Genomic DNA, 18,043 nt, shown 5'->3' on the forward strand with positions numbered 1-18,043 from the left:
GGCGGAGGGCGCCCGTCAGCCCTCGTCGCCCACGGGTGCCTCCGTGATGTCCAGGAACACCTGGTCCGCCTGCGGCCAGATGGCGGCGACGGAACGCTTGATGCGTTCGGAGACCAGTTCGACCTCCTCGCTGTCCAGGCCCGGGACGAGGTCGACGCGCGCCGCCACGAGCGCCGAGTCCGGGCCGAGGCGCATGGTGAACAGCGCCGCCACGTTGTGGATCTCGGGCTGCGCGGCGAGGAGCGCCCGGATACGGGCCGCGAGGGCCGGGTCGACGGCCTCGCCGATCAGCTGCTCCCTGGCCTCGCGGCCGAGCCGGTACGCCACGTACACCAGCAGCAGCCCGATCGAGAAGGACGCCGCGGCCTCCCAGGCGGCCTCGCCGGTGGCCAGGTGCAGGCTCATGCCGGACATGGCGAGCACCACGCCCAGTACGGCGGTGCTGTCCTCGGCGATGACCGTGCGCAGGGCGGGGTCGCCGCCGGCGCCGCCCTGCGCACGGAACTGGTACAGGGCCCGCAGGAGGGAGGCGCCTTCGGCCATGAGGGCGACGACCAGCACGATGAGGCCGATGGCGTAGCGCGACGAGGGCGCGCCGTGGTGGCCGGCCAGCGCCTGGTAGCCCTGGAAGAAGGAGAAGCAGCCGCCCATGACGAAGATGCCGACGGCGGCGAGCAGGGACCAGAACCAGCGCTCCTTGCCGTACCCGAAGGGGTGACGGCGGTCGGCCGGTCGGCGGCTGCGGCGCAGGGAGGCGAGCAGGAACACCTCGTTGAGGGTGTCGGCGACGGAGTGGGCGCCCTCGGAGAGCAGCGCGGGCGACCCGGTGACGAGCCCTCCGACGGCCTTCGCCGCGGCGATGACCAGGTTCGCGGAGAGCGCGACCCACACGGTCAGCCGGGTCCTGCGGTCGGAGGGCCGCTGTCGGGTCTTCTGCGAGGGCGTCACGTCACCACCGTTCGGTGTGCGGGTGGGAGGCGTCGGTCATCGGACGGGTGCCCTGGTGCGGACGCAGGCCGTGTACCAGGACAAATGCTGGGCACCCGAAGGGTGGAGGTGCAGATTATGGTTCCCATCCTGCTGGTTCTGCTGCTGGCGGTCCTCCTCTTCGGCTTCGGCTTCGCGGTGGAAGTGTTGTGGTGGATCGCCCTGGCGGTGCTGGTCATCTGGCTGCTCGGGTTCTTCTTCACGGGCCCGACGGCGGCCGGAGGCCGCAGCCGCTGGTACCGGTGGTAGCCGGCCGAGCCGGACACCGACGGCGCCCCACGCCCCGCGTGGGGCGCCGTGCCGTACCGAAAAGCCGTTGCGGTGGGGCGGGCCGGTGCGGACGATCCCGTCCGTGACGCTGTTCCTGAAGACCCCACGGTTGACCCTGCGCGCCTTCACGTCCGACGACCTGGACGAGGTGGTGGCGCTCGACAACGACCCGGAGGTCATGCGCTTCCTCAACGGCGGCCGGCCCGTGATGCGCGAGGAAGTCCGGGAGCGGACCATGCCCCGGCTGCTCGGGCGCGGCTTCTGGGTCGCACAGGCGCGGGGCACGGGCGCGTGGCTGGGCTGGTTCTCGCTGGAGCCGCCGGCCGGCGCCGAGGGATGGGACGAGGTGGAGCTGGGCTACCGGCTGCACCGGGCCGCGTGGGGACGCGGGTACGCCACGGAGGGGGCGCGGGCGCTGGTCGACAAGGGCTTCCGTGAACTGGGCGTCCGGCGGGTGACCGCGAACACGATGACGGTGAACGCGGGGTCCCGCCGGGTGATGGAGAAGGCCGGACTGCGGTTCGTCCGGACGTTCTTCGAGGAGTGGCCGGAGGTCATCGAGGGCTCGGAGCACGGGGATGTCGAGTACGCCCTCACCCGGCCCGAGTGGGCGAAGACGGCCGGGCCGGAGTGACCCCGCGGCACCGGGCGGGAGCCACCCGGGCGCGCCGGACCGGAGCGACTGGCGCTGCCGGGCCGGAGCCACCCCGCCGTGCCGGGCCGGAGTCACCCGGCCGTGCCCGGCCGGAGCGACCCCCTGCCGGACCAGAGTCACCCGACGATGACGGGCCCGGCCAACCGGCGCTCCCCGGCCGAAGCGACCGGCGCTGCCCGGCCGGAGCGACCTCGCGGCGCCCGAGCCAGAGCGACCCCACTTCCGGACCAGAATCACTCGACGATGACGGGCCCGGCCAACCGGCGCTCCCCGGCCGAAGCGACCGGCGCTGCCCGGCCGGAGCGACCTCGCGGCGCCCGAGCCAGAGCGACCCCACTTCCGGACCAGAGTGACCCGACGGTGACGGGCCGGGGCAACCGGCGCTGCCCGGCCGGAGCGACCGGCGCTGCCCGGCCGAAGTGACCGGCGCTGCCGGACCGGAGCGACCTCGCAGCGCCCCGGCCCAGAGCGACACCACTGCCGGACCAGAGTCACCCGACGGTGACGGGCCGGAGCAACCGGCGCTCCCCGGCCGGAGCAACCGGCGCTGCCCGGCCGGAGCGACCTCGCAGCGCCCGGAGCCCGAGCGACACCACTGCCGGACCAGAGTCACCCGACGGTGACGGGCCGGAGCAACCGGCGACGATGACCGGCCCGACCAACCGGCGCCGCCCGGCCGAAGCGACCGGCGCTGCCCGGCCGGAGCGACCTCGCAGCGCCCCGGCCCAGAGCGACCCCACCGCCGGACCGGAGTCACCCGACGGTGACGGGCCAAAGCGACCGGCGACGATGACGGGCCCGGCCAACCCGCGCCGCCCGGCCGGAGCAACCGGCGCTGCCCGGCCGGAGCGACCTCGCAGCGCCCCGGCCCAGAGCGACCCCACCGCCGGACCAAAGTCACCCGACGATGACGGGCCCGGGCAACCGGCGCCGCGGCCGGAGTGACCCCGCGCCGCCCGGCTGGAGTGACCTCGCGGTCCCGTCGGCGCGCCACGGCGGGTCCTGGTCAGTGCGCCACGACCCGTTCCACGAGGAGCCGGACCGCCGCCGCGATCGCGTCGGCGTCGATGCCCGCGGCGTGCAGCTGCTCCTCCGGGGTCGCCGACGCCGGCATGTTCCGTACGGCGAGGCGTGCGGTGCGCGGCGCCGGGCGGCCGTCGGCGAAGACCTCCGCGACGGCGTCGCCCAGCCCGCCCTCGGGGTGGTGGTCCTCGACGGTCAGGAGGCAGCCGGTCTGGCCCGCCGCGTCGTTCAGGGTCTCGGCGTCCACCGGCTTGACCGAGTACAGGTCGATGACGCGCACGGGGATGCCGTACTCGGCGAGCAGGTCGGCGGCCTTCAGGGCCTCGTGGACGGTGATCCCGGCGGCGACGACGGTGGCCTTGTCGTGGTGGCCGTGGCGCAGGACCCTGCTGCCGCCGACGGGGAACTCCTCGTCCGGTCCGTAGATCACCGGAGTGTCGCCGCGGGTGGTGCGCAGATAGCGCACGCCGTCCAGGTCGGCCATGGCGGCCACCAGGCGTGCGGTCTGGTTGGCGTCGCAGGGGTACAGGACGGTGCTGCCGTGCACCGCGCGGAACATCGCCAGGTCCTCCAGGCCCATCTGGGAGGGCCCGTCCTGGCCGATGGAGACGCCCGCGTGGGAGCCGACGAGGTTGATGCCGGCGCGGCCGACGGCGGCCATGCGGACGAAGTCGTGGGCGCGGGTGAGGAACGCGGCGAACGACGAGGCGAACGGCACGTAACCGCGCGCCTGGAGGCCGACCGCGGCGGCGACGAGCTGCTGTTCGGCGATGTAGCACTCGAAGTAGCGGTCGGGGTGGGCCTTGGCGAAGTACTCGGCGCGGGTGGAGTCGCCGACCTCCGCGTCGAGCGCGACGACCCGGCCGCGTGCGGAGCCCAGGGCTTCCAGGGCCTGCCCGTAGGCGGTGCGGGTGGCGACGGTGTCGCCGGTGTCGTAGCGGGGCAGTTCGGGCTCGGTGTCCTCCACGGCGAGGAGGACCTTGCCCTCGGGGGGCGGCTGGACGGTCACGCGGCGGTTCCGTACGCCGCCGAGCTCGGCGAGGGCCGCCTCGGCGTCCGGCACGGGCTTGCCGTGCTTCCCCTCGCGGTCCTCGACGGCTTCGACACCACGGCCCTTGTAGGTGCGGGCGAGGATCGCGGTCGGCCGGCGGATCGTCGAACGGGCCTCGGCGAACGCGGAGTCGACGGCCTGTACGTCGTGCCCGTCGACTTCGACGACGTGCCAGTCGAAGGCGTACAGGCGCCGTGCGTACGCGTCCAGGTCGTGACCGTGCCGGGTGGGGCCGCGCTGGCCGAGCCGGTTCACGTCGACGACGAGGGTGAGGTTGTCGAGGTGGTTGTACGAGGCGTGCTCGACGGCCTCCCACACGGAGCCCTCCGCCATCTCGCTGTCGCCGGACAGCACGTAGACGCGGTACGGGACGCGGTCGAGGCACTGTCCGGCGAGGGCCATGCCGACGGCGACGGGCAGCCCCTGGCCGAGGGAGCCGGTGGCGACGTCCACCCAGGGCAGCCGGGGGGTGGGGTGCCCTTCCAGGCGGCTGTCGAGGGTGCGGTAGCGCAGCAGTTCCTCGTCGTCGATCGCGCCGGCCGCCCGGTACAGGGCGTACAGCAGGGGCGTGGCGTGGCCCTTGGACAGGACGAACCGGTCGTTGCCGGGGTGGTCGGGGTGGTCGAAGTCGTAGCGCAGGTGGTGGGCGAGGAGGACGGCGGCGAGGTCGGCCGCGGACAGGGAGGAGGTGGGGTGGCCGGAGCCCGCCGCGTCGGCGGCGCGCACCGCGTCCGCCCGCAACTGCTGGGCGAGGTCGGCGAGTTCCTCGTACTGCATGCGTCTTCACTCCTTGGGGCGTCCGCCCGGTGCGTGGACCAGTTCGGGGGTGTCGGTGTCGAGGGGCACCTGCCAGGAGCGGACGAGGCCGAGCTGGACGGCCTGCCGGGGCAGGGCCGCGTCGAGCAGCCAGTCGGCGGCGACGCGGATCCGGTTGCCGGGCATGGCCGCGAGGTGGTAGCCGCGGGTGACGGCCCCGGCGACCGGCCCCGAGAGGGGGACGCCGAGCGGGTTGGCGGCGGCCTTCACGCCGCCGAGGTCCACGGCGAAGCCCAGGTCGCCGTGGCGGTACGGGACGGCCTGGCCGTGCCCGAGGGACGCGGCGACGTTGCGGGCGGCGACGCGGCCCTGCCGGTGGGCGTGCTGGGCCGTCATGGGGGTGACCTCGCCGGGGCGGGCGAGGTCCGGCACGGCGGCGGCGTCGCCGCAGGCGAAGACGTCGGGGTGGCCGGGGACGGCGAGTTCGGGCGTGACGACGAGGCGGCCGCGCTCGACGGGCAGGCCGAGTGCGGCGACGAGCGGGTCGGGGCGCACGCCGACGCACCAGATCAGTGAGCGGGTACGCACGAACTCGCCGTCGTCGAGCTGGACGCCGTCGGCGGTGGACTCCTTGACGGAGGTGCCCGTGCGGACCTCCACGCCGCGGTCCCGCAGGACGCGGTCGGCGGTGGCGGAGAGCCGTTCGTCGAGGCCCGGCAGAACGCGCGGCGCCACGTCGAGGAGCAGCCAGCGGGGCGTGAGGTCGGCGGGCCAGGCGTGCTGCTCGCGGACCAGGGCGTCGGTGAACATCTTGCCGTGGGCGGCGACCTCGGTCCCCGTGTAGCCGGCGCCGACCACCACGAAAGTGCAGCGGGCGAGGCAGGCGGCGGGGTCTCCCCCGGCGGCGGCCAGCTCGATCTGGCGGGTGATGTGGTCGCGCAGGTACAGGGCTTCGGGCAGGCCGCGGAAGCCGGTGGCGTGCTCGGCGACGCCGGGGATGGGCAGCAGCTTGCTGACGCTGCCGACGGCGAGGACGAGCCGGTCGTAGGTGAGGGTGCCTTCGCCACCCTCGGGGTCGAGGTAGTGGACGGCGCGCCCGTCGAGGTCGACGCGGTCGGCCTGGCCGAGGACCAGCCGTACGTGGCGGAGCGTGCCGGGCAGGGAGACGGTCACCCGGCGCGGTTCGAGGACGCCGGCGGCGACCTGTGGGAGGAGCGGCAGGTACAGGAAGTAGTCGGTGGGGTTCAGCAGCACGGTCTCGGCGCGGCCGCGCAGGGTGCGGGAGAGCGTGCGGGCGGCCTGGTAGCCGGCGAATCCGGCTCCGACGACGAGGACGCGCGGCCGTCGCCGCGACGGGGTGGTCACAGGACCTCCAACTGGGTCGGTGCTCGTGCGGGTCGGTGTCGAGGGGTACGGGCGGGCCGGGCCTGCCGTACGGGCGCGGCGGCACACGGATGCGCCGCGCCCCGGGGCCTCAAGCCCGGTGGTGCGGCGCCTCGGGGTCGATCGGCGGGACCGGCGGCTCGGGCGGGGTGGGCGGCTCCGGCTCGGCGGCCGGTGCGGTGCCGGACGGCGGCGCCGGCCGGGCGCGCGGGGCGGTCGGGGTGAACGGGGTGACCGGGGCCGGCGGCACACCGGTCGCGCCGGCCGGGGCCTCACCGGTCCCGGCGGTGCCCCGCGCCGGGCGGTCCGCGCGGGCGGCGGCACGGCGGCGGAGCACGGCCAGCCCCGCGGCCAGCAGGGCACCGCCGAGTCCCGCGGCCATGGCCCGGAGCGGCTTCCGGTACCGCGGTGTCTTGGTCTCCATGCGGCGCCGGGTACCCGGCCGCCCGGCCCGGTAACACGCGAAACCCGCGAACCCGCTGTCCACATAAAGAGATTGCCGTCTCACCATCCAACACATCGGCGTACTGTTGCGGCACCGGACGACCTCACGAGAGACGGAGTACGGCCATGACGGATGCCGTGTACACCCATGGGCACCACGAGTCGGTCCTGCGCTCGCACCGCTGGCGCACGGCGGCCAACTCGGCCGCGTACCTGCTGGGCGAGCTGCGCCCCGGCCTCGACGTCCTGGACGTGGGCTGCGGGCCCGGCACGATCACGGCGGACCTGGCCGCGCTGGTCGCGCCGGGCCGCGTGACGGCCGTGGACGCGGCGGCGGGCATCCTGACGGACGCGCGCGCCGTCGCCGTGGAACGGGGCCTGGAGAACGTGGAGTTCGCGGTGGCCGACGTCCACGCCCTGGACTTCCCGGACGGCTCGTTCGACGTGGTCCACGCCCACCAGGTGCTCCAGCACGTGGGCGACCCGGTGCGGGCCCTGCGGGAGATGCGGCGGGTGTGCCGGCCCGGCGGGGTCGTCGCCGTACGGGACAGCGACTACGCGGCGTTCAGCTGGTTCCCGCACGTACCGGCGCTGGACGAGTGGCAGGCGCTGTACCAGCGGGTGGCGCGCGCCAACGGCGGCGAGCCCGACGCCGGGCGGCGGCTGCTGTCGTGGGCGCGGCGGGCCGGGTTCACCGACATCACGCCGAGCGCGGGGGTGTGGTGCTACGCCACACCGGAGGAGCGTGCCTGGTGGAGCGGGTTGTGGGCGGACCGCACGACCGCCTCGTCCTACGCGCGGCTGGCGGTGGAGGGCGGCCACACGACGCCGGAGCGGCTGGCGGCGATCGCCGAGGGCTGGCGGGAGTGGGGCGCGGACGGCGACGGATGGTTCCTGGTGCCGCACGGCGAGGTCCTCTGCCGGGCGTGATCCGCTCCAACTACCCTGTCCGGTATGGAGATCCTGGGCACCACGCTGCGTATCTGCGTCGACGATCTGGACACCGCGGTCGCGTTCTACGAGCGGCTGACCGGCAGCCCGGCGCTGCGGTTCGAGCGCGGCGGCGTCAACGTGGCGGCGGTGGGCTGCTTCCTGCTGATGAGCGGTCCGGAGTCGGAGCTGGAGGTGCTGCGCAAGGTGACCGCGACGATCGCGGTGGAGGACGTGGACGCCGCGCACACGACGCTCACCGAGGTGGGGGCCAAGGTGCTGGCGGGCCCGGTGCCCACGCCGGTGGGCCGCAATCTGATCGCGGTCCATCCGGACGGCTCGGTCTTCGAGTACGTCGACCGCAGGCGTACGGAACCCGCCGGCCGCTGACCGCGCACCGGCGGCCGTCCGATATTCGGTGGGCTGCGCCGCCCGTCCGCCCTACCGTGGGGTCGGCCCGTGCCCGGAACCGGGCAGGGCGGACGAGAGGAGCAGGCGGGATGGGGACGCGGCACACGTACCGGGTGATCGTGCGCGGGGTGTGGGACGGGCTGACGGACGAGGCCCGGCAGCGGCTGCTCGCCGAGGTGGACGCGCACGGCCTGGACGCCCTCCGGTTCACGGAGGAGGGGTCTCTCGCCTACGACGCCGCGCTGCGGCGCTTCAGCTACCGCTTCGTCGTGGTCTGCGACGCCGAGGAGGGCGAGGAGATGGCGGCCATGATCGCCGAAGAGCGCGCGGAGGCGGCGCTGAGGGCGCTCGGGTACGGCCACCGCGATCTGACCTCGTCCACGACGGACATGGACACCATGAAGATCAACGATCGGGGCCGGCGGGCCGCGGGGGCAGCATCTCGGCGGTGATCGCCCAGCGTTCGTGGTCGCGCCAGGCCCCGTCGATGTGGAGCATGTTCGGGGAGAAACCCTCGTGGCGGAAGCCGGCGCGGCGCACGAGGGCGAGCGAAGCGGTGTTGCCCGGCTGGATGTTGGCCTCCAGGCGGTGCAGTCCGAGCGGGCCGAAGGCGTGGCGCACGACGAGGCCGAGCGCCTCGGCCATCAGGCCGTGGCCCGCCGCGTGCGCGAAGACGCCGTAGCCGAGGGCGCCGCTCCGGAAGGCGCCGCGCACGATGTTGTTGATGTTGATGAACCCGGCGGCGGCGCCGGTGTCGCGCGCGCAGACGAGGAACGACACCCGGGCCGGGTCCTCGATCAGGGCCCGCGCGTACGGGAGGAACGCCTCGACCGTGTCGGGCGGGAAGAGCCAGGGCCGGTGCAGGTCCTCGCTCTCCCGCACGCGCGCGGTGAACTCCTCGGCGTCCTCGTACCGCAGAGGCCGAAGGCCCACCCGCGGACCTTCGGCGAGGTACGCGGGGGGCTCGGTCGAATGATCGGACATCGGTCCAGCGTACCGAGGGGTCCGCCGGGTCAGTGGTGCGTGACGATCAGCGGCCGGTCGTCGGCGGCGGCGGTCTCCTCCGCCTGCGGGCGCTGGATGAGCAGGGCGGTCAGGACACCGACACCGAGGAGCGCGAGCGCGATGTACATCGCGTGCTGGTAGCCGGCCTCGGTGACGCCCTGGGCGTCGCTGCCCGCGGTGATCATGGCGGACGCCAGGGCGATGCCGAGGGACGCGCCGATGCCGAAGCAGGCGCCGTTGAGGCCGGACAGGGAACCCGGCTTGTCCTTGGGGGCGGTGGTGACGGCGAGGCCGTTGAGGCCGGTGAGCATGAAGCCGCCGTACGTGACGCCGAGCGCGGCGAGCGAGGCGACGAGGATCCACTCGCTGTGCAGGAAGAGCGTGGCGAACAGGAAGATCACGAAGTTGGCGACGGCGCCGGTGACGACGATCCTGCGCCACCCGATCCGCGGGCCGAGGCGCCCGGTGAGCGGGGCGGAGACCACACCGATCAGCTGGATCGGGGTGAGGAAGAGGACCGCCGAGGTGACGGCGGACAGGCCGAGGCCGACGCGGGCGTCCTGCGAGAACAGCGGGATGGTCAGGGCGATCGCGCCGAAGGCCCCGCCGAGGGTGCAGATGGTGGTGATCAGCAGCGGCCAGGCGCGGCGCGAGGCGAGCACCTCGATGTCGATCACCGGGTTGGCGGCGCTCTTCTGCGAGACGACGAAGAAGACCAGGGAGGCCACGCCGCCCAGCAGGAAGGCGAGCGTCAGGACGGAGGTCCAGCCCCAGGCCGCGCCCTGGGCGAGGCCGACGAGGACACCGGTGAGGCCGAGCGCCAGGGCGGTGATGCCGCGCGTGTCGAAGCGGGCGTCGGGGGCCGTGGTGGGCGGCACGTCCGGGACGTAGCGGCGGACGCCGAGCAGACCGGCGACGGCGATCAGGGTGGAGCAGACGAAGATGCCGCGGAAGCCGATGGTGTCGGCGATCTGGCCGCCCGCGATGGCGTCGACGCCGGCGAGGCCGCCGTTGACGGCGGTGATGATGCCGGCGGCCTTGCCGAAGCCGGCCGGGGTGAGCAGCTGGTTCAGGGTGAGGAAGGCGAGGGTGAACATCGCGGCGGAGACGCCCTGGAGGACGCGGCCGGCGATGAAGACCTCGATGTTCGGCGCGAAGACGCACAGCAGGTTGCCGACGATCAGGACGACGGCGCAGAGCAGCATCATGGGCTTGCGGCCGCGCTGGTCACTGAGGCGGGCCAGGGTGACCTGGCCGATCGCGGCCATGAGGAAGAACAGCGTCTGGGAGAGGCCGGCGGCGGCCGTCGTAGTGCCGAGGCGCTCGATGACGTCGGGCAGCGCCGGGCTGAGCATGGTCGCGTTGATCTGGTAGCCGAGGACCGCCAGCACCAGGGCCAGCAGCATGGGGCCACGCCCCGTGAGATCGGATGCGGCGCCGGAACGCGTCCGGGCGGGCGTGGTCGACATGTCGGCCCCTTTGCCATGGATGTCTTGCGAGCATGTGCGGTCGGCACCCACCTTGTCAGACAAGTGCCGGTTACACACCTTGCGATCTACGCGCGTAAAACGCAAGAGGTGGATTGCGACGGCATACCGGACCGCATAACTTGCGCCCGGGGAAGTCAGTCAAGTGAGCCCAGGAGGAGCAGCGGTGGTCAGCGGAGAGCGGCGACGGCCCGTCGTGGTGCTGTACGAGCGGATTGCGGACGCCATCCACGCGGGCGTCTACCCGCCCGGCTCCACCCTGCCGTCCGAGCCCCGGCTCGCCGCCGAGCTGGGCGTGAGCCGGCCGGCCCTGCGCGAGGCGCTGCTCCTGCTCCAGGAGGACGGGCTCGTGACGGTACGGCGCGGGGTGGGCCGCACGGTCAGCGACAGCCCGCCGCGCCGGGGCTTCGAGCACGTCCAGCCGCTGGAGGACCTGCTGGGCACGGGGGCGCCCGTGCGCGTACGGGCCCTGCTGCGCACCGTGGAGGAGCCGACGGACTTCACCACCCAGCACCTGCTGGCGCCCGCGCGGGCGGAGCTGCGGTTCTGGGAGTCGCTGCTGGCCGCCGACGGGACGGCGGCGGCGCTCAGCCAGGAGTGGGCCGCGCCGGACGACGTCCTGGAGGGTGCGCACCCGGCGTTCGCCGCGGCGCTGCGCGACGTACCGGACCCGTCCCGTACGTCGATGCTGGCCGTGCTGGCCGGGGCGTCGCGCGGGGTGGCGCTCACGGCTCACAGCGGGGTGACGGCCACGCTGGTGGGGCAGCGGCGGGGCGAACAGCTCGGCCGCCCGGCCGACACCCCGGCGGTCCTGGTCACCCAGGTGGTCCGTGCCGCGGACACCCCGATCCTGGCGGCGAAGCACATGCTCCCGACGGGAGCCCCGGCTTTGCCGGTACTCCAATCAAACTGACGCCGCCGGGAGTGAGCGGCCCACGGGCGGACGGACCCACCCACCCCACGGGGGTGAGCGACCCACCGGGCGGGCGGTCCCACCCCACCCCACGGGGGCGAGCGACCCACCGGCCGGACGGACCCACCCACCCCACCGGGGTGAGCCACCCACCGGCCCGACGGACCCACCCACCCCACCGGAGTGAGCGACCCACCGGGCGGGCGGTCCCACCTACCCCACCCCCCACCGGGGTCAGTCGCCCGACGACGGGACGGGGGTGGACCGGGGGTCGCGCGCGCAGGATTGGCGGCGCTGGGACGCTTCGCTGTCATGGGCCCGAGCGAGCCAATCTGAGCACGTGACCCCCGGGCCGCCACCGGACCCACCCACCGTCGTGACGCGCAGGGGGCGGGCCCTCAGGCCGGGGGGCCGTTCCTCGTTGTGCCCACCCGTTCCTCCCCCAAGGACTACGTCCAGGGGGGACCCCCATGCGGAACGACTGCCCACAACGAGGAACGGCGGCACCGGACACGCCAGCCCACAACGACGGAACGGCAACACCGGCGCGAGTCCACAACGACGGAACGGCGGCACAGCGGCGCCAGCCCACAGCGAGGAGCGGCGCGAGCCCACACGGAACGGCGGCGTCGGCCCGCGCGCCAGGCCCGTGCGGGCCTGTAGGGCAGGTCACGGCGGGATGCCGGGAGCGTGCCCTACACTCCCGGCATGTACTTGTCTGACAACCTCGTCCCGCCCGTCGCCGCCGACTGGATCCCCCACGCCCCCAAGGCCGTCCTGCACGACCACCTCGACGGTGGCCTGCGCCCCGCCACGATCATCGAGCTGGCCCACGCCTGCGGCTACACGGGCCTGCCGACCGAGGACCCGGCCGAGCTGGCGGTGTGGTTCCGGGACGCGGCGGACTCCGGTTCGCTGGAGCGGTACCTGGAGACCTTCGCGCACACGTGCGCGGTCATGCAGACGCGCGACGCGCTGTTCCGCGTCGCGGCCGAGTGCGCCGAGGACCTGGCGGCGGACGGGGTGGTCTACGCCGAGGTGCGCTATGCGCCGGAGCAGCACCTGGCGGGCGGCCTGACGCTGGACGAGGTCGTCGAGGCCGTGAACGAGGGCTTCCGGGAGGGCGAGCGCCGGGCCGGCGGCCGGATCACGGTCGGCACGCTGCTGACCGGCATGCGCCACACCGACCGCTCGCTGGAGATAGCCGAGCTGACCGTCGCCCACCGCGAGCGCGGCGTGTGTGGCTTCGACATCGCGGGCGGCGAGATCGGCAACCCGCCGGCCCGCCACCTGCCGGCGTTCCAGCACCTGAAGCGGCACAACTGCCACTTCACCATCCACGCGGGCGAGGCCGTGGGCGCCGAGTCGATCCACGAGGCCGTGCAGGTGTGCGGCGCGGAGCGGATCGGCCACGGCGTGCGCATCACGGACGACATCGCCGAGGACGGCACGCTGGGCCACCTCGCCGCGTACGTCCGTGACAACCGCATCGCCCTGGAGGTCTGCCCGACGTCCAACCTCCAGACGGGCGCCGCGAAGGACTACGCCTCGCACCCGATCGACCAGCTGCGCCGCCTGGGCTTCCGGATCACGCTGAACACCGACAACCGGCTGGTGTCCGGCACGACCATGAGCCAGGAGTTCCAGCACATGGTGGACGCCTTCGGCTACGGCCCCGAGGTCTTCGAGGAGTTCACGGTCGCCGCCGTGGAGGCCGCGTTCCTGCCGCTGCCGGAGCGCCGCCGGATCATCGACGAGGTGGTCCGCCCCGGGTACGCCGCTATCCGATCCGCCCGCTGACGACGGGCAGCCGGAGCACGCCGGTGTCGTGGGGGGCGCTGCTGACGGTCACCGGCTTGATCCCGCGGTTGCCGAAGTAGGCGGTGTCGCCGGCCGCGATCACGAACCGGAGCCGGTGCCCGGCCTCGTAGCGGTGCACGATGCCGGGCAGCTCCACGGTGAACGGCCGGGTGACGTCCGGGACGCGCACGGGCGCGACGAGCCGGTTGACCAGGGTCTGCGTGCCGTCCGGCGCCACGTCGTAGACCTTGGCGAAGAGGACGAGCCGGTCGGCGGCGTCGCCGGAGTCCTGTACGGCCTCGGCGGCCCGGGAGGTGACCTTCAGGGTCGCCCGGGGGGCGCCGACCACGTCGACCGGGCCGGTGAGCGGCTCGCTGGTCCAGGCGAGGTGGGTGCCGGGCAGGTCGTACGGCCGGGGGTCCTCGATGCCGAGGATCCCGGCCAGGGACGACTCCGAGTGGCTGGTCGGCACGAGCCAGTTGGTGTAGGTGCGGGATCCCGCCGTGATGTCGGCGCGGTCGGCGGCGAGCGTGCCGTCCCCGGACAGGTACAGCTGCTGGGTGAGGGGCGGGACCCGGTCCGCGGTCCCGTAGCCGCTCTGCCAGGAGCGGTAGTACGCGAAGGCCGGCCCGGGGTCCACGTCGCGCCTGCCGTGCAGGTGGCGGTCGAACCAGGCGAGGATGCGCCGCCCGACGTAGCTGGTCTCCAGGTTGCCCTGGTCCAGGTTCAGTTCACCGCTCGCCGGGTCGGTGACGCCGCCGCTGTGGCCCCAGGACTGCCAGATCATGCGGGTCTCGGTGCCCTGCTGCCGGAGCCGTTCGTAGGTGGCGTGGGCCTCGTTGAGGGTGAAGAGGCTGTCGGCCTGGCCCTGGACGAGCAGGGTGGGCGCCTTCACGCGGTCGAGGTACGAGACGGGTGACACGCCGCGGGCGAAGGCCAGCATGTCGCGGGTCGGCCCGGCCGGGTAGCGGCCGGAGTTGAGGAGCCGGACGGTGTCGCAGGCGCGGGTGACGAAGTGCAGGCAGCTCAGGCCGTTGATGCGGGAGGGGTCCAGGGAGGGGACGAGCAGCGGCTGGCCCTCGCCGATGAGGTAGAAGCCGCTGGCCCACTGCCATTTGAAGGCGCCGGGGACGGTGCCGCCGGGGTCGGCGTTGTTGGGGTCGAGCGAGTACGCCAGGTCGTGCCAGGTGATGAGGGGCACGAGCGCGTCGACGCGTGGGTCCTCGGCGGCGGTGGCGAGCTGGATGGCGCCGCCGTACGAGCCGCCGATCATGCCGACGCGCGGGTCGCCGGACGCGTCGGTGGTGACGAAGTCGACGGTGGTGCCGTCGTCGGCGGGGCGCGTGCCGGCGAGGAAGTCGACGAGGCGGGAGGCGGCGCGGCCGTCGATCGCCGGGTCGTCGAGGGAGATGAGGCAGCCGGAGGCGCCGAAGCCGAGGCCGGAGTAGACGAGGCTCACATAGCCGCGGTCGGCGAAGGCACGGCCGATGGCGGCGGTGGAGCCCTCGGACTTGCTGCCGCCGAAACCGTTGGTGGCGAGGACGGCGGGGGCGGGGTGGGCGGCGTCGACGCCGTCGGGCCGGTAGAGGTCGGCGTCGACGGTGCAGGTCCGGCCGCCGGCCTGGACGGTGAAGGTGAGCGGGGTGACGGTGTGCCGGCCCGGTTCGGCCGCGCTCGCGGGGCCGGTGGCGAGGAGCGGGGCGGTCAGGGCGGTTACGGCGGCGAGCGCGAGGGACGTCGTGAGGGACATACGGACACGGGTCACGGGGCCTCCACACCGAGAGCGGCATACCGACCGGTAAGTACCGGGCCGCGCTCATGGTGAGGGACGTGTCAGAGACACGTCAACGCTCGTGCGCGCGCTTTCTGAAGCGTTGAAGCACTGAAGGCTGAAAGGTTCAAGGGCTCACGCGCTCATGGACTCGAGCACCCGACGACTGACGGCCTGCCACGCCCGAAGCAAGGCCCCCCGCTTCAACTCAGCGCCGGCACGTCCGGCGTCAGCGTCCCCGCGTCCGCGTCCAGTACGGCGGGCACGCCGAGCGGCACGGTCAGCGTCGTCGGCCCGTGCCCGAAGCCCAGCTCCTCCACGACCGGAACGCCCAGCCCGCCGAGCCGGTCGAGCAGCGTGCCGCGCACCTCGTCGTACGGCCCGCAGTCCTCCCACGAGCCGAGCGCGACGCCCGCCACCCCGTCCAGGAGCCCGGCGCGCAGGAGTTGGGTGACCATCCGGTCGAGCCGGTAGGGCTCCTCCCCCACGTCCTCCAGCACCAGCAGCCCGCCCCGCAGCGAGGTCCGCCCGTCCGGTGTGCCGATCCCGGCCGCCAGCAGGCTCAGGCAGCCGCCCACGGTGATCCCGCGGGCCCGCCCCGGCACGAGCGCCCGCGCGGACGGCAGACCAAGGGCGCGGACCGACTCGGGCGCGAACAGCGTGGCCCGCAGCTCCTCCTGGGTGCGGGCGTCCTTGAGGAAGGCGACCGCCCCGGCCATCGGCCCGTACAGCGTGGCGAGGCCCAGGCGCAGCGCGAACGCCTCGTGCAGCGCGGTCGCGTCGCTGAACCCGACGAACACCTTCGGCCCCGCCGCCCGCATGGCCGCCCAGTCCAGCAGGTCCACCATCCGCTGTGCGCCGTACCCGCCGCGCGCGCAGACCACCGCGTCGAACGCCGGGTCGCACCATGCCTCCTGGAGGTCCCGGGCGCGTGCCGCGTCCGTGCCGGCCAGGTAGCGGGCGCCGGGGTGGCGGTCCAGGGCGTGCGGCAGGGCCACGGGGTCGAGGTCCCAGCCGCGCAGGATGTCGAGCCCCGCCTGGAGCCGCTCCTCCGGGACGGGCCCGCTGGGCGAGACGACCGCGACGCGCGAGCCGGGCCGCAGCCGCGGCGGCCGGACCAGGGCGTGCAGCGTCACTTGTTCTCCTCCGGCGACGGCGTCATTTCTTCAGCTCCAGCAGCGGCACGTCGTCCCTGGCGATCCCGAACGCCTGGGCGTACAGGGAGAGTTCGGCCTCCAGGGCGCGGACCATGGTGTCGGCCCTGCGGAAGCCGTGCCCCTCCCCCTCGAAGGCGATGAACGCGTGGGGGACGCCCCGCCCGGCCATCCGGGTGAGGAGGCGCTCGCTCTGCTCGGGCGGGCAGATCACGTCGTCGAGGCCCTGGAGCAGCAGAAAGGGCGCGGTGATCCGGTCGGCGTGGGTGAGCGGGGAGCGTTCCCGGTAGCGTCCGGGGGCCTGCTCGGACGGACCGATCAGCGAGTGCAGGTAGTGCGACTCGAAGTCGTGGGTGCCGCCGTCGGCCCAGCCGGTGAGGTCGAGGACCGGGTAGATGACGGTGCCGCAGGCGTAGACGCGGGTGGTGGCGAGGGAGGCCGCGGCGGTCCAGCCGCCGGCGCTGCCGCCGCGGATCGCGAGCCGTGCCGGGTCGGCGGTGCCCTCGGCGGCCAGGGCCTCGGCGACGGCGGCGCAGTCCTCGACGTCGACGACGCCCCACTGCTCGCGCAGCTGGTCGCGGTAGGCGCGGCCGTATCCGGTGGAGCCGCCGTAGTTGACCTCGGCGACGCCGATGCCGCGGGAGGTGAAGTAGGCGATCTCCAGGTCGAGGACGAGGGCGGCGTGTCCCGTGGGCCCGCCGTGCGCCCACACCACGTACGGCGGCAGTTCGTCGTCGGGGGCGATGCGGTCGGGGTTGTGGGGCGGGTAGATGTGGGCGTGGATCTCGCGGTTGTCGGGGCCGGTGAAGGTGCGGATCTGCGGCTCCGGGTAGTACGCGGGGTCCACGGGGTCGCGGTGGGCGCAGCCGATGACGCGGGCCCGCCCGGTGCCGGTGTCCAGCTCGACGACCTCGTGGGCGCTGCGCGGGCTGGCGGCGACGCCGACGACGCGGCTGCCGTGCGCGGCGAGGGTGGGCGCCCACGCGGTCCAGGGGCCCGCGGCGTCGACGAGCTCGCCGGTCTCGGGGTCGAGTATGCCGAGTGCGGTGGCGCCCCGGCCGTGGATGACGGCGACGAGCCCGCTGTCCAGCGGCTGGAACCAGCGGAGTCCGACCTTCCACAGGGGTCCGCCGAACTCCTCCTCGCGCCCGCCGCACAGCGGCGTCGCGGTGGTGGCGTCGGGTGCGAGGCGGTGCAGCTCCCACCAGCCGCCGCGGTCGGAGGCGTAGAGGAGCGAGCCGTCGGCGGCCCAGTCGACCTGGCAGACGGACTCGTCGACGTCCCCGGCGACGGGCCCGACGGCGGTGAACGGGCCGTCCGCGGTGACCTCGCCGGTCATGACGAGCGTGCCGTCCCAGGGCATCAGCGGGTGGTCCCAGGCGAGCCAGGCCACGCGGCGGCCGTCGGGCGAGACACGGGGGCCGGTGACGAACCGGTGCCGGTCGTCGGTCAGTTCACGGACCGCGCCGCGGTCGTCGGCGGCGGACCCGTCGAGCGGTACGGCCGCGATCACGCGCCTGACGTCGCCGGGTCCCCCGCCGGTGAACTCCTCCAGCACGCACCAGACCTCGCCGCGCTCGGGGCGGATCACGGGGTCGGCCCAGCGCAGGCCGCCGCCCACGCCGGAGAGCGGGGTGAGCGGCCGGGGCGGTGCCCCGCCCTCGGGTTCGAAGGCGTACAGGCGCTGGTCGGGGAAGTGGCAGAAGACCACGAGGGGCCCGTCACCGCCGGGTCCCTCGGCGGTACCGGCCCAGGGCTGTCCGCCGTACTCGATGACCCGGCTGCGCACGTTCCACGGGGGTGGCAGCACCGGCTGCTCGGTGCCGTCCGCGCGGCGGCGCACCAGGGTGCGCCGGCCGCCCTCGGTGGGGCGCGGCTCGGTCCACCACACCTCGTCGCCGACCATCCCGGCGTACTCGGGATGTCCGTCGTGGGCGGCGGCGAGCCGGGCGTCGATCGGTGACGGCCAGCTTCCGTAGGCCCCCGTGGGTACCATGGGCGGC

Annotated in this window: 16 protein-coding genes; 7 read left to right on the top strand and 9 right to left on the bottom strand. The window is 74.4% G+C overall.

Annotated elements, in window-relative coordinates; translation table 11 throughout:
- Positions 1-15: 15 nt before the first annotated feature.
- Positions 16-948, bottom strand: a complete 933-nt coding sequence (locus ABEB09_RS04670; protein WP_345687373.1) for a cation diffusion facilitator family transporter — start codon at positions 946-948, stop codon at positions 16-18.
- A 117-nt stretch (positions 949-1,065) separates the two neighbouring features.
- Between ABEB09_RS04670 and ABEB09_RS04675 the strand changes: the two genes are divergently transcribed.
- Positions 1,066-1,236, top strand: a complete 171-nt coding sequence (locus tag ABEB09_RS04675; RefSeq protein WP_345687375.1) for a hydrophobic protein — start codon at positions 1,066-1,068, stop codon at positions 1,234-1,236.
- Positions 1,237-1,339: 103 nt separating this feature from the next.
- The gene (locus ABEB09_RS04680) at positions 1,340-1,891 is read left to right on the top strand and encodes a GNAT family N-acetyltransferase (protein WP_345687376.1); all 552 of its coding nucleotides are present in this window, start codon (positions 1,340-1,342) and stop codon (positions 1,889-1,891) included.
- Positions 1,892-2,918: 1,027 nt separating this feature from the next.
- Here ABEB09_RS04680 and ABEB09_RS04685 read toward each other — a convergent pair.
- The 3 genes from ABEB09_RS04685 to ABEB09_RS04695 form a co-directional block, all read right to left on the bottom strand.
- Positions 2,919-4,763, bottom strand: coding sequence for a transketolase (locus ABEB09_RS04685; RefSeq protein WP_345687378.1), 1,845 nt, complete (start codon positions 4,761-4,763; stop codon positions 2,919-2,921).
- 6 nt (positions 4,764-4,769) lie between these two features.
- Positions 4,770-6,107 (bottom strand): NAD(P)/FAD-dependent oxidoreductase, encoded by a 1,338-nt coding sequence (locus ABEB09_RS04690; protein WP_345687380.1) that lies wholly within the window; start codon positions 6,105-6,107, stop codon positions 4,770-4,772.
- A gap of 109 nt (positions 6,108-6,216) precedes the next feature.
- Positions 6,217-6,549: a hypothetical protein gene (locus ABEB09_RS04695; protein ID WP_345687382.1), complete on the bottom strand. Its 333-nt coding sequence runs from the start codon at positions 6,547-6,549 to the stop codon at positions 6,217-6,219.
- 146 nt (positions 6,550-6,695) lie between these two features.
- Between ABEB09_RS04695 and ABEB09_RS04700 the strand changes: the two genes are divergently transcribed.
- From ABEB09_RS04700 to ABEB09_RS04710, 3 genes are all read left to right on the top strand, one after another.
- Positions 6,696-7,499, top strand: coding sequence for a methyltransferase domain-containing protein (locus ABEB09_RS04700; protein ID WP_345687384.1), 804 nt, complete (start codon positions 6,696-6,698; stop codon positions 7,497-7,499).
- Positions 7,500-7,523: 24 nt separating this feature from the next.
- Complete coding sequence (locus tag ABEB09_RS04705) at positions 7,524-7,889, top strand: VOC family protein (RefSeq protein WP_345687386.1); 366 nt, start codon at positions 7,524-7,526, stop codon at positions 7,887-7,889.
- A 110-nt stretch (positions 7,890-7,999) separates the two neighbouring features.
- Positions 8,000-8,362, top strand: coding sequence for a DUF6204 family protein (locus tag ABEB09_RS04710; protein ID WP_345687388.1), 363 nt, complete (start codon positions 8,000-8,002; stop codon positions 8,360-8,362).
- Here ABEB09_RS04710 and ABEB09_RS04715 read toward each other — a convergent pair.
- Both ABEB09_RS04715 and ABEB09_RS04720 read right to left on the bottom strand, forming a co-directional pair.
- Positions 8,316-8,894, bottom strand: coding sequence for a GNAT family N-acetyltransferase (locus ABEB09_RS04715; RefSeq protein WP_345687390.1), 579 nt, complete (start codon positions 8,892-8,894; stop codon positions 8,316-8,318). The genes ABEB09_RS04710 and ABEB09_RS04715 overlap by 47 nt on opposite strands.
- Before the next feature lie 29 nt (positions 8,895-8,923).
- A complete protein-coding gene (locus ABEB09_RS04720; RefSeq protein WP_345687392.1) occupies positions 8,924-10,384 on the bottom strand; it encodes an MFS transporter in 1,461 nt (486 codons plus the stop codon).
- A gap of 184 nt (positions 10,385-10,568) precedes the next feature.
- Here ABEB09_RS04720 and ABEB09_RS04725 point away from each other — a divergent pair, with 184 nt between their 5' ends.
- Both ABEB09_RS04725 and ABEB09_RS04730 read left to right on the top strand, forming a co-directional pair.
- Positions 10,569-11,315 (top strand): GntR family transcriptional regulator, encoded by a 747-nt coding sequence (locus ABEB09_RS04725; protein ID WP_345687394.1) that lies wholly within the window; start codon positions 10,569-10,571, stop codon positions 11,313-11,315.
- Between the two features lie 708 nt (positions 11,316-12,023).
- The gene (locus tag ABEB09_RS04730) at positions 12,024-13,115 is read left to right on the top strand and encodes an adenosine deaminase (protein WP_345687396.1); all 1,092 of its coding nucleotides are present in this window, start codon (positions 12,024-12,026) and stop codon (positions 13,113-13,115) included.
- Here the strand turns inward: ABEB09_RS04730 and ABEB09_RS04735 are convergent.
- From ABEB09_RS04735 to ABEB09_RS04745, 3 genes are all read right to left on the bottom strand, one after another.
- Complete coding sequence (locus ABEB09_RS04735) at positions 13,096-14,865, bottom strand: CocE/NonD family hydrolase (protein ID WP_345693840.1); 1,770 nt, start codon at positions 14,863-14,865, stop codon at positions 13,096-13,098. The two genes, ABEB09_RS04730 and ABEB09_RS04735, sit on opposite strands and share 20 nt — an antisense overlap.
- Before the next feature lie 224 nt (positions 14,866-15,089).
- Positions 15,090-16,022: a S66 peptidase family protein gene (locus ABEB09_RS04740; RefSeq protein ID WP_345687398.1), complete on the bottom strand. Its 933-nt coding sequence runs from the start codon at positions 16,020-16,022 to the stop codon at positions 15,090-15,092.
- Positions 16,023-16,044: 22 nt separating this feature from the next.
- Positions 16,045-18,036 carry a prolyl oligopeptidase family serine peptidase gene (locus ABEB09_RS04745; RefSeq protein WP_345687400.1) on the bottom strand — a complete coding sequence of 664 codons (1,992 nt, stop codon included), beginning with the start codon at positions 18,034-18,036 and terminating at the stop codon, positions 16,045-16,047.
- Between the last annotated feature and the right edge of the window lie 7 nt (positions 18,037-18,043).

Origin of the sequence: Streptomyces coeruleoprunus (genome assembly GCF_039542925.1) — a bacterium.
Taxonomy (GTDB): Bacteria; Actinomycetota; Actinomycetes; order Streptomycetales; family Streptomycetaceae; genus Streptomyces; species Streptomyces coeruleoprunus.

What these genes read in the sequence shown, in the direction of transcription:
- ABEB09_RS04675 (WP_345687375.1), top strand. Translation starts at nt 1,066, where the DNA reads ATGGTTCCCATCCTGCTGGTTCTGCTGCTGGCGGTCCTCCTCTTCGGC.
- ABEB09_RS04685 (WP_345687378.1), bottom strand. Translation starts at nt 4,763, where the DNA reads ATGCAGTACGAGGAACTCGCCGACCTCGCCCAGCAGTTGCGGGCGGAC.
- ABEB09_RS04695 (WP_345687382.1), bottom strand. Translation starts at nt 6,549, where the DNA reads ATGGAGACCAAGACACCGCGGTACCGGAAGCCGCTCCGGGCCATGGCC.
- ABEB09_RS04700 (WP_345687384.1), top strand. Translation starts at nt 6,696, where the DNA reads ATGACGGATGCCGTGTACACCCATGGGCACCACGAGTCGGTCCTGCGC.
- ABEB09_RS04705 (WP_345687386.1), top strand. Translation starts at nt 7,524, where the DNA reads ATGGAGATCCTGGGCACCACGCTGCGTATCTGCGTCGACGATCTGGAC.
- ABEB09_RS04710 (WP_345687388.1), top strand. Translation starts at nt 8,000, where the DNA reads ATGGGGACGCGGCACACGTACCGGGTGATCGTGCGCGGGGTGTGGGAC.
- ABEB09_RS04715 (WP_345687390.1), bottom strand. Translation starts at nt 8,894, where the DNA reads ATGTCCGATCATTCGACCGAGCCCCCCGCGTACCTCGCCGAAGGTCCG.
- ABEB09_RS04720 (WP_345687392.1), bottom strand. Translation starts at nt 10,384, where the DNA reads ATGTCGACCACGCCCGCCCGGACGCGTTCCGGCGCCGCATCCGATCTC.
- ABEB09_RS04730 (WP_345687396.1), top strand. Translation starts at nt 12,024, where the DNA reads ATGTACTTGTCTGACAACCTCGTCCCGCCCGTCGCCGCCGACTGGATC.
- ABEB09_RS04735 (WP_345693840.1), bottom strand. Translation starts at nt 14,865, where the DNA reads ATGTCCCTCACGACGTCCCTCGCGCTCGCCGCCGTAACCGCCCTGACC.
- ABEB09_RS04745 (WP_345687400.1), bottom strand. Translation starts at nt 18,036, where the DNA reads ATGGTACCCACGGGGGCCTACGGAAGCTGGCCGTCACCGATCGACGCC.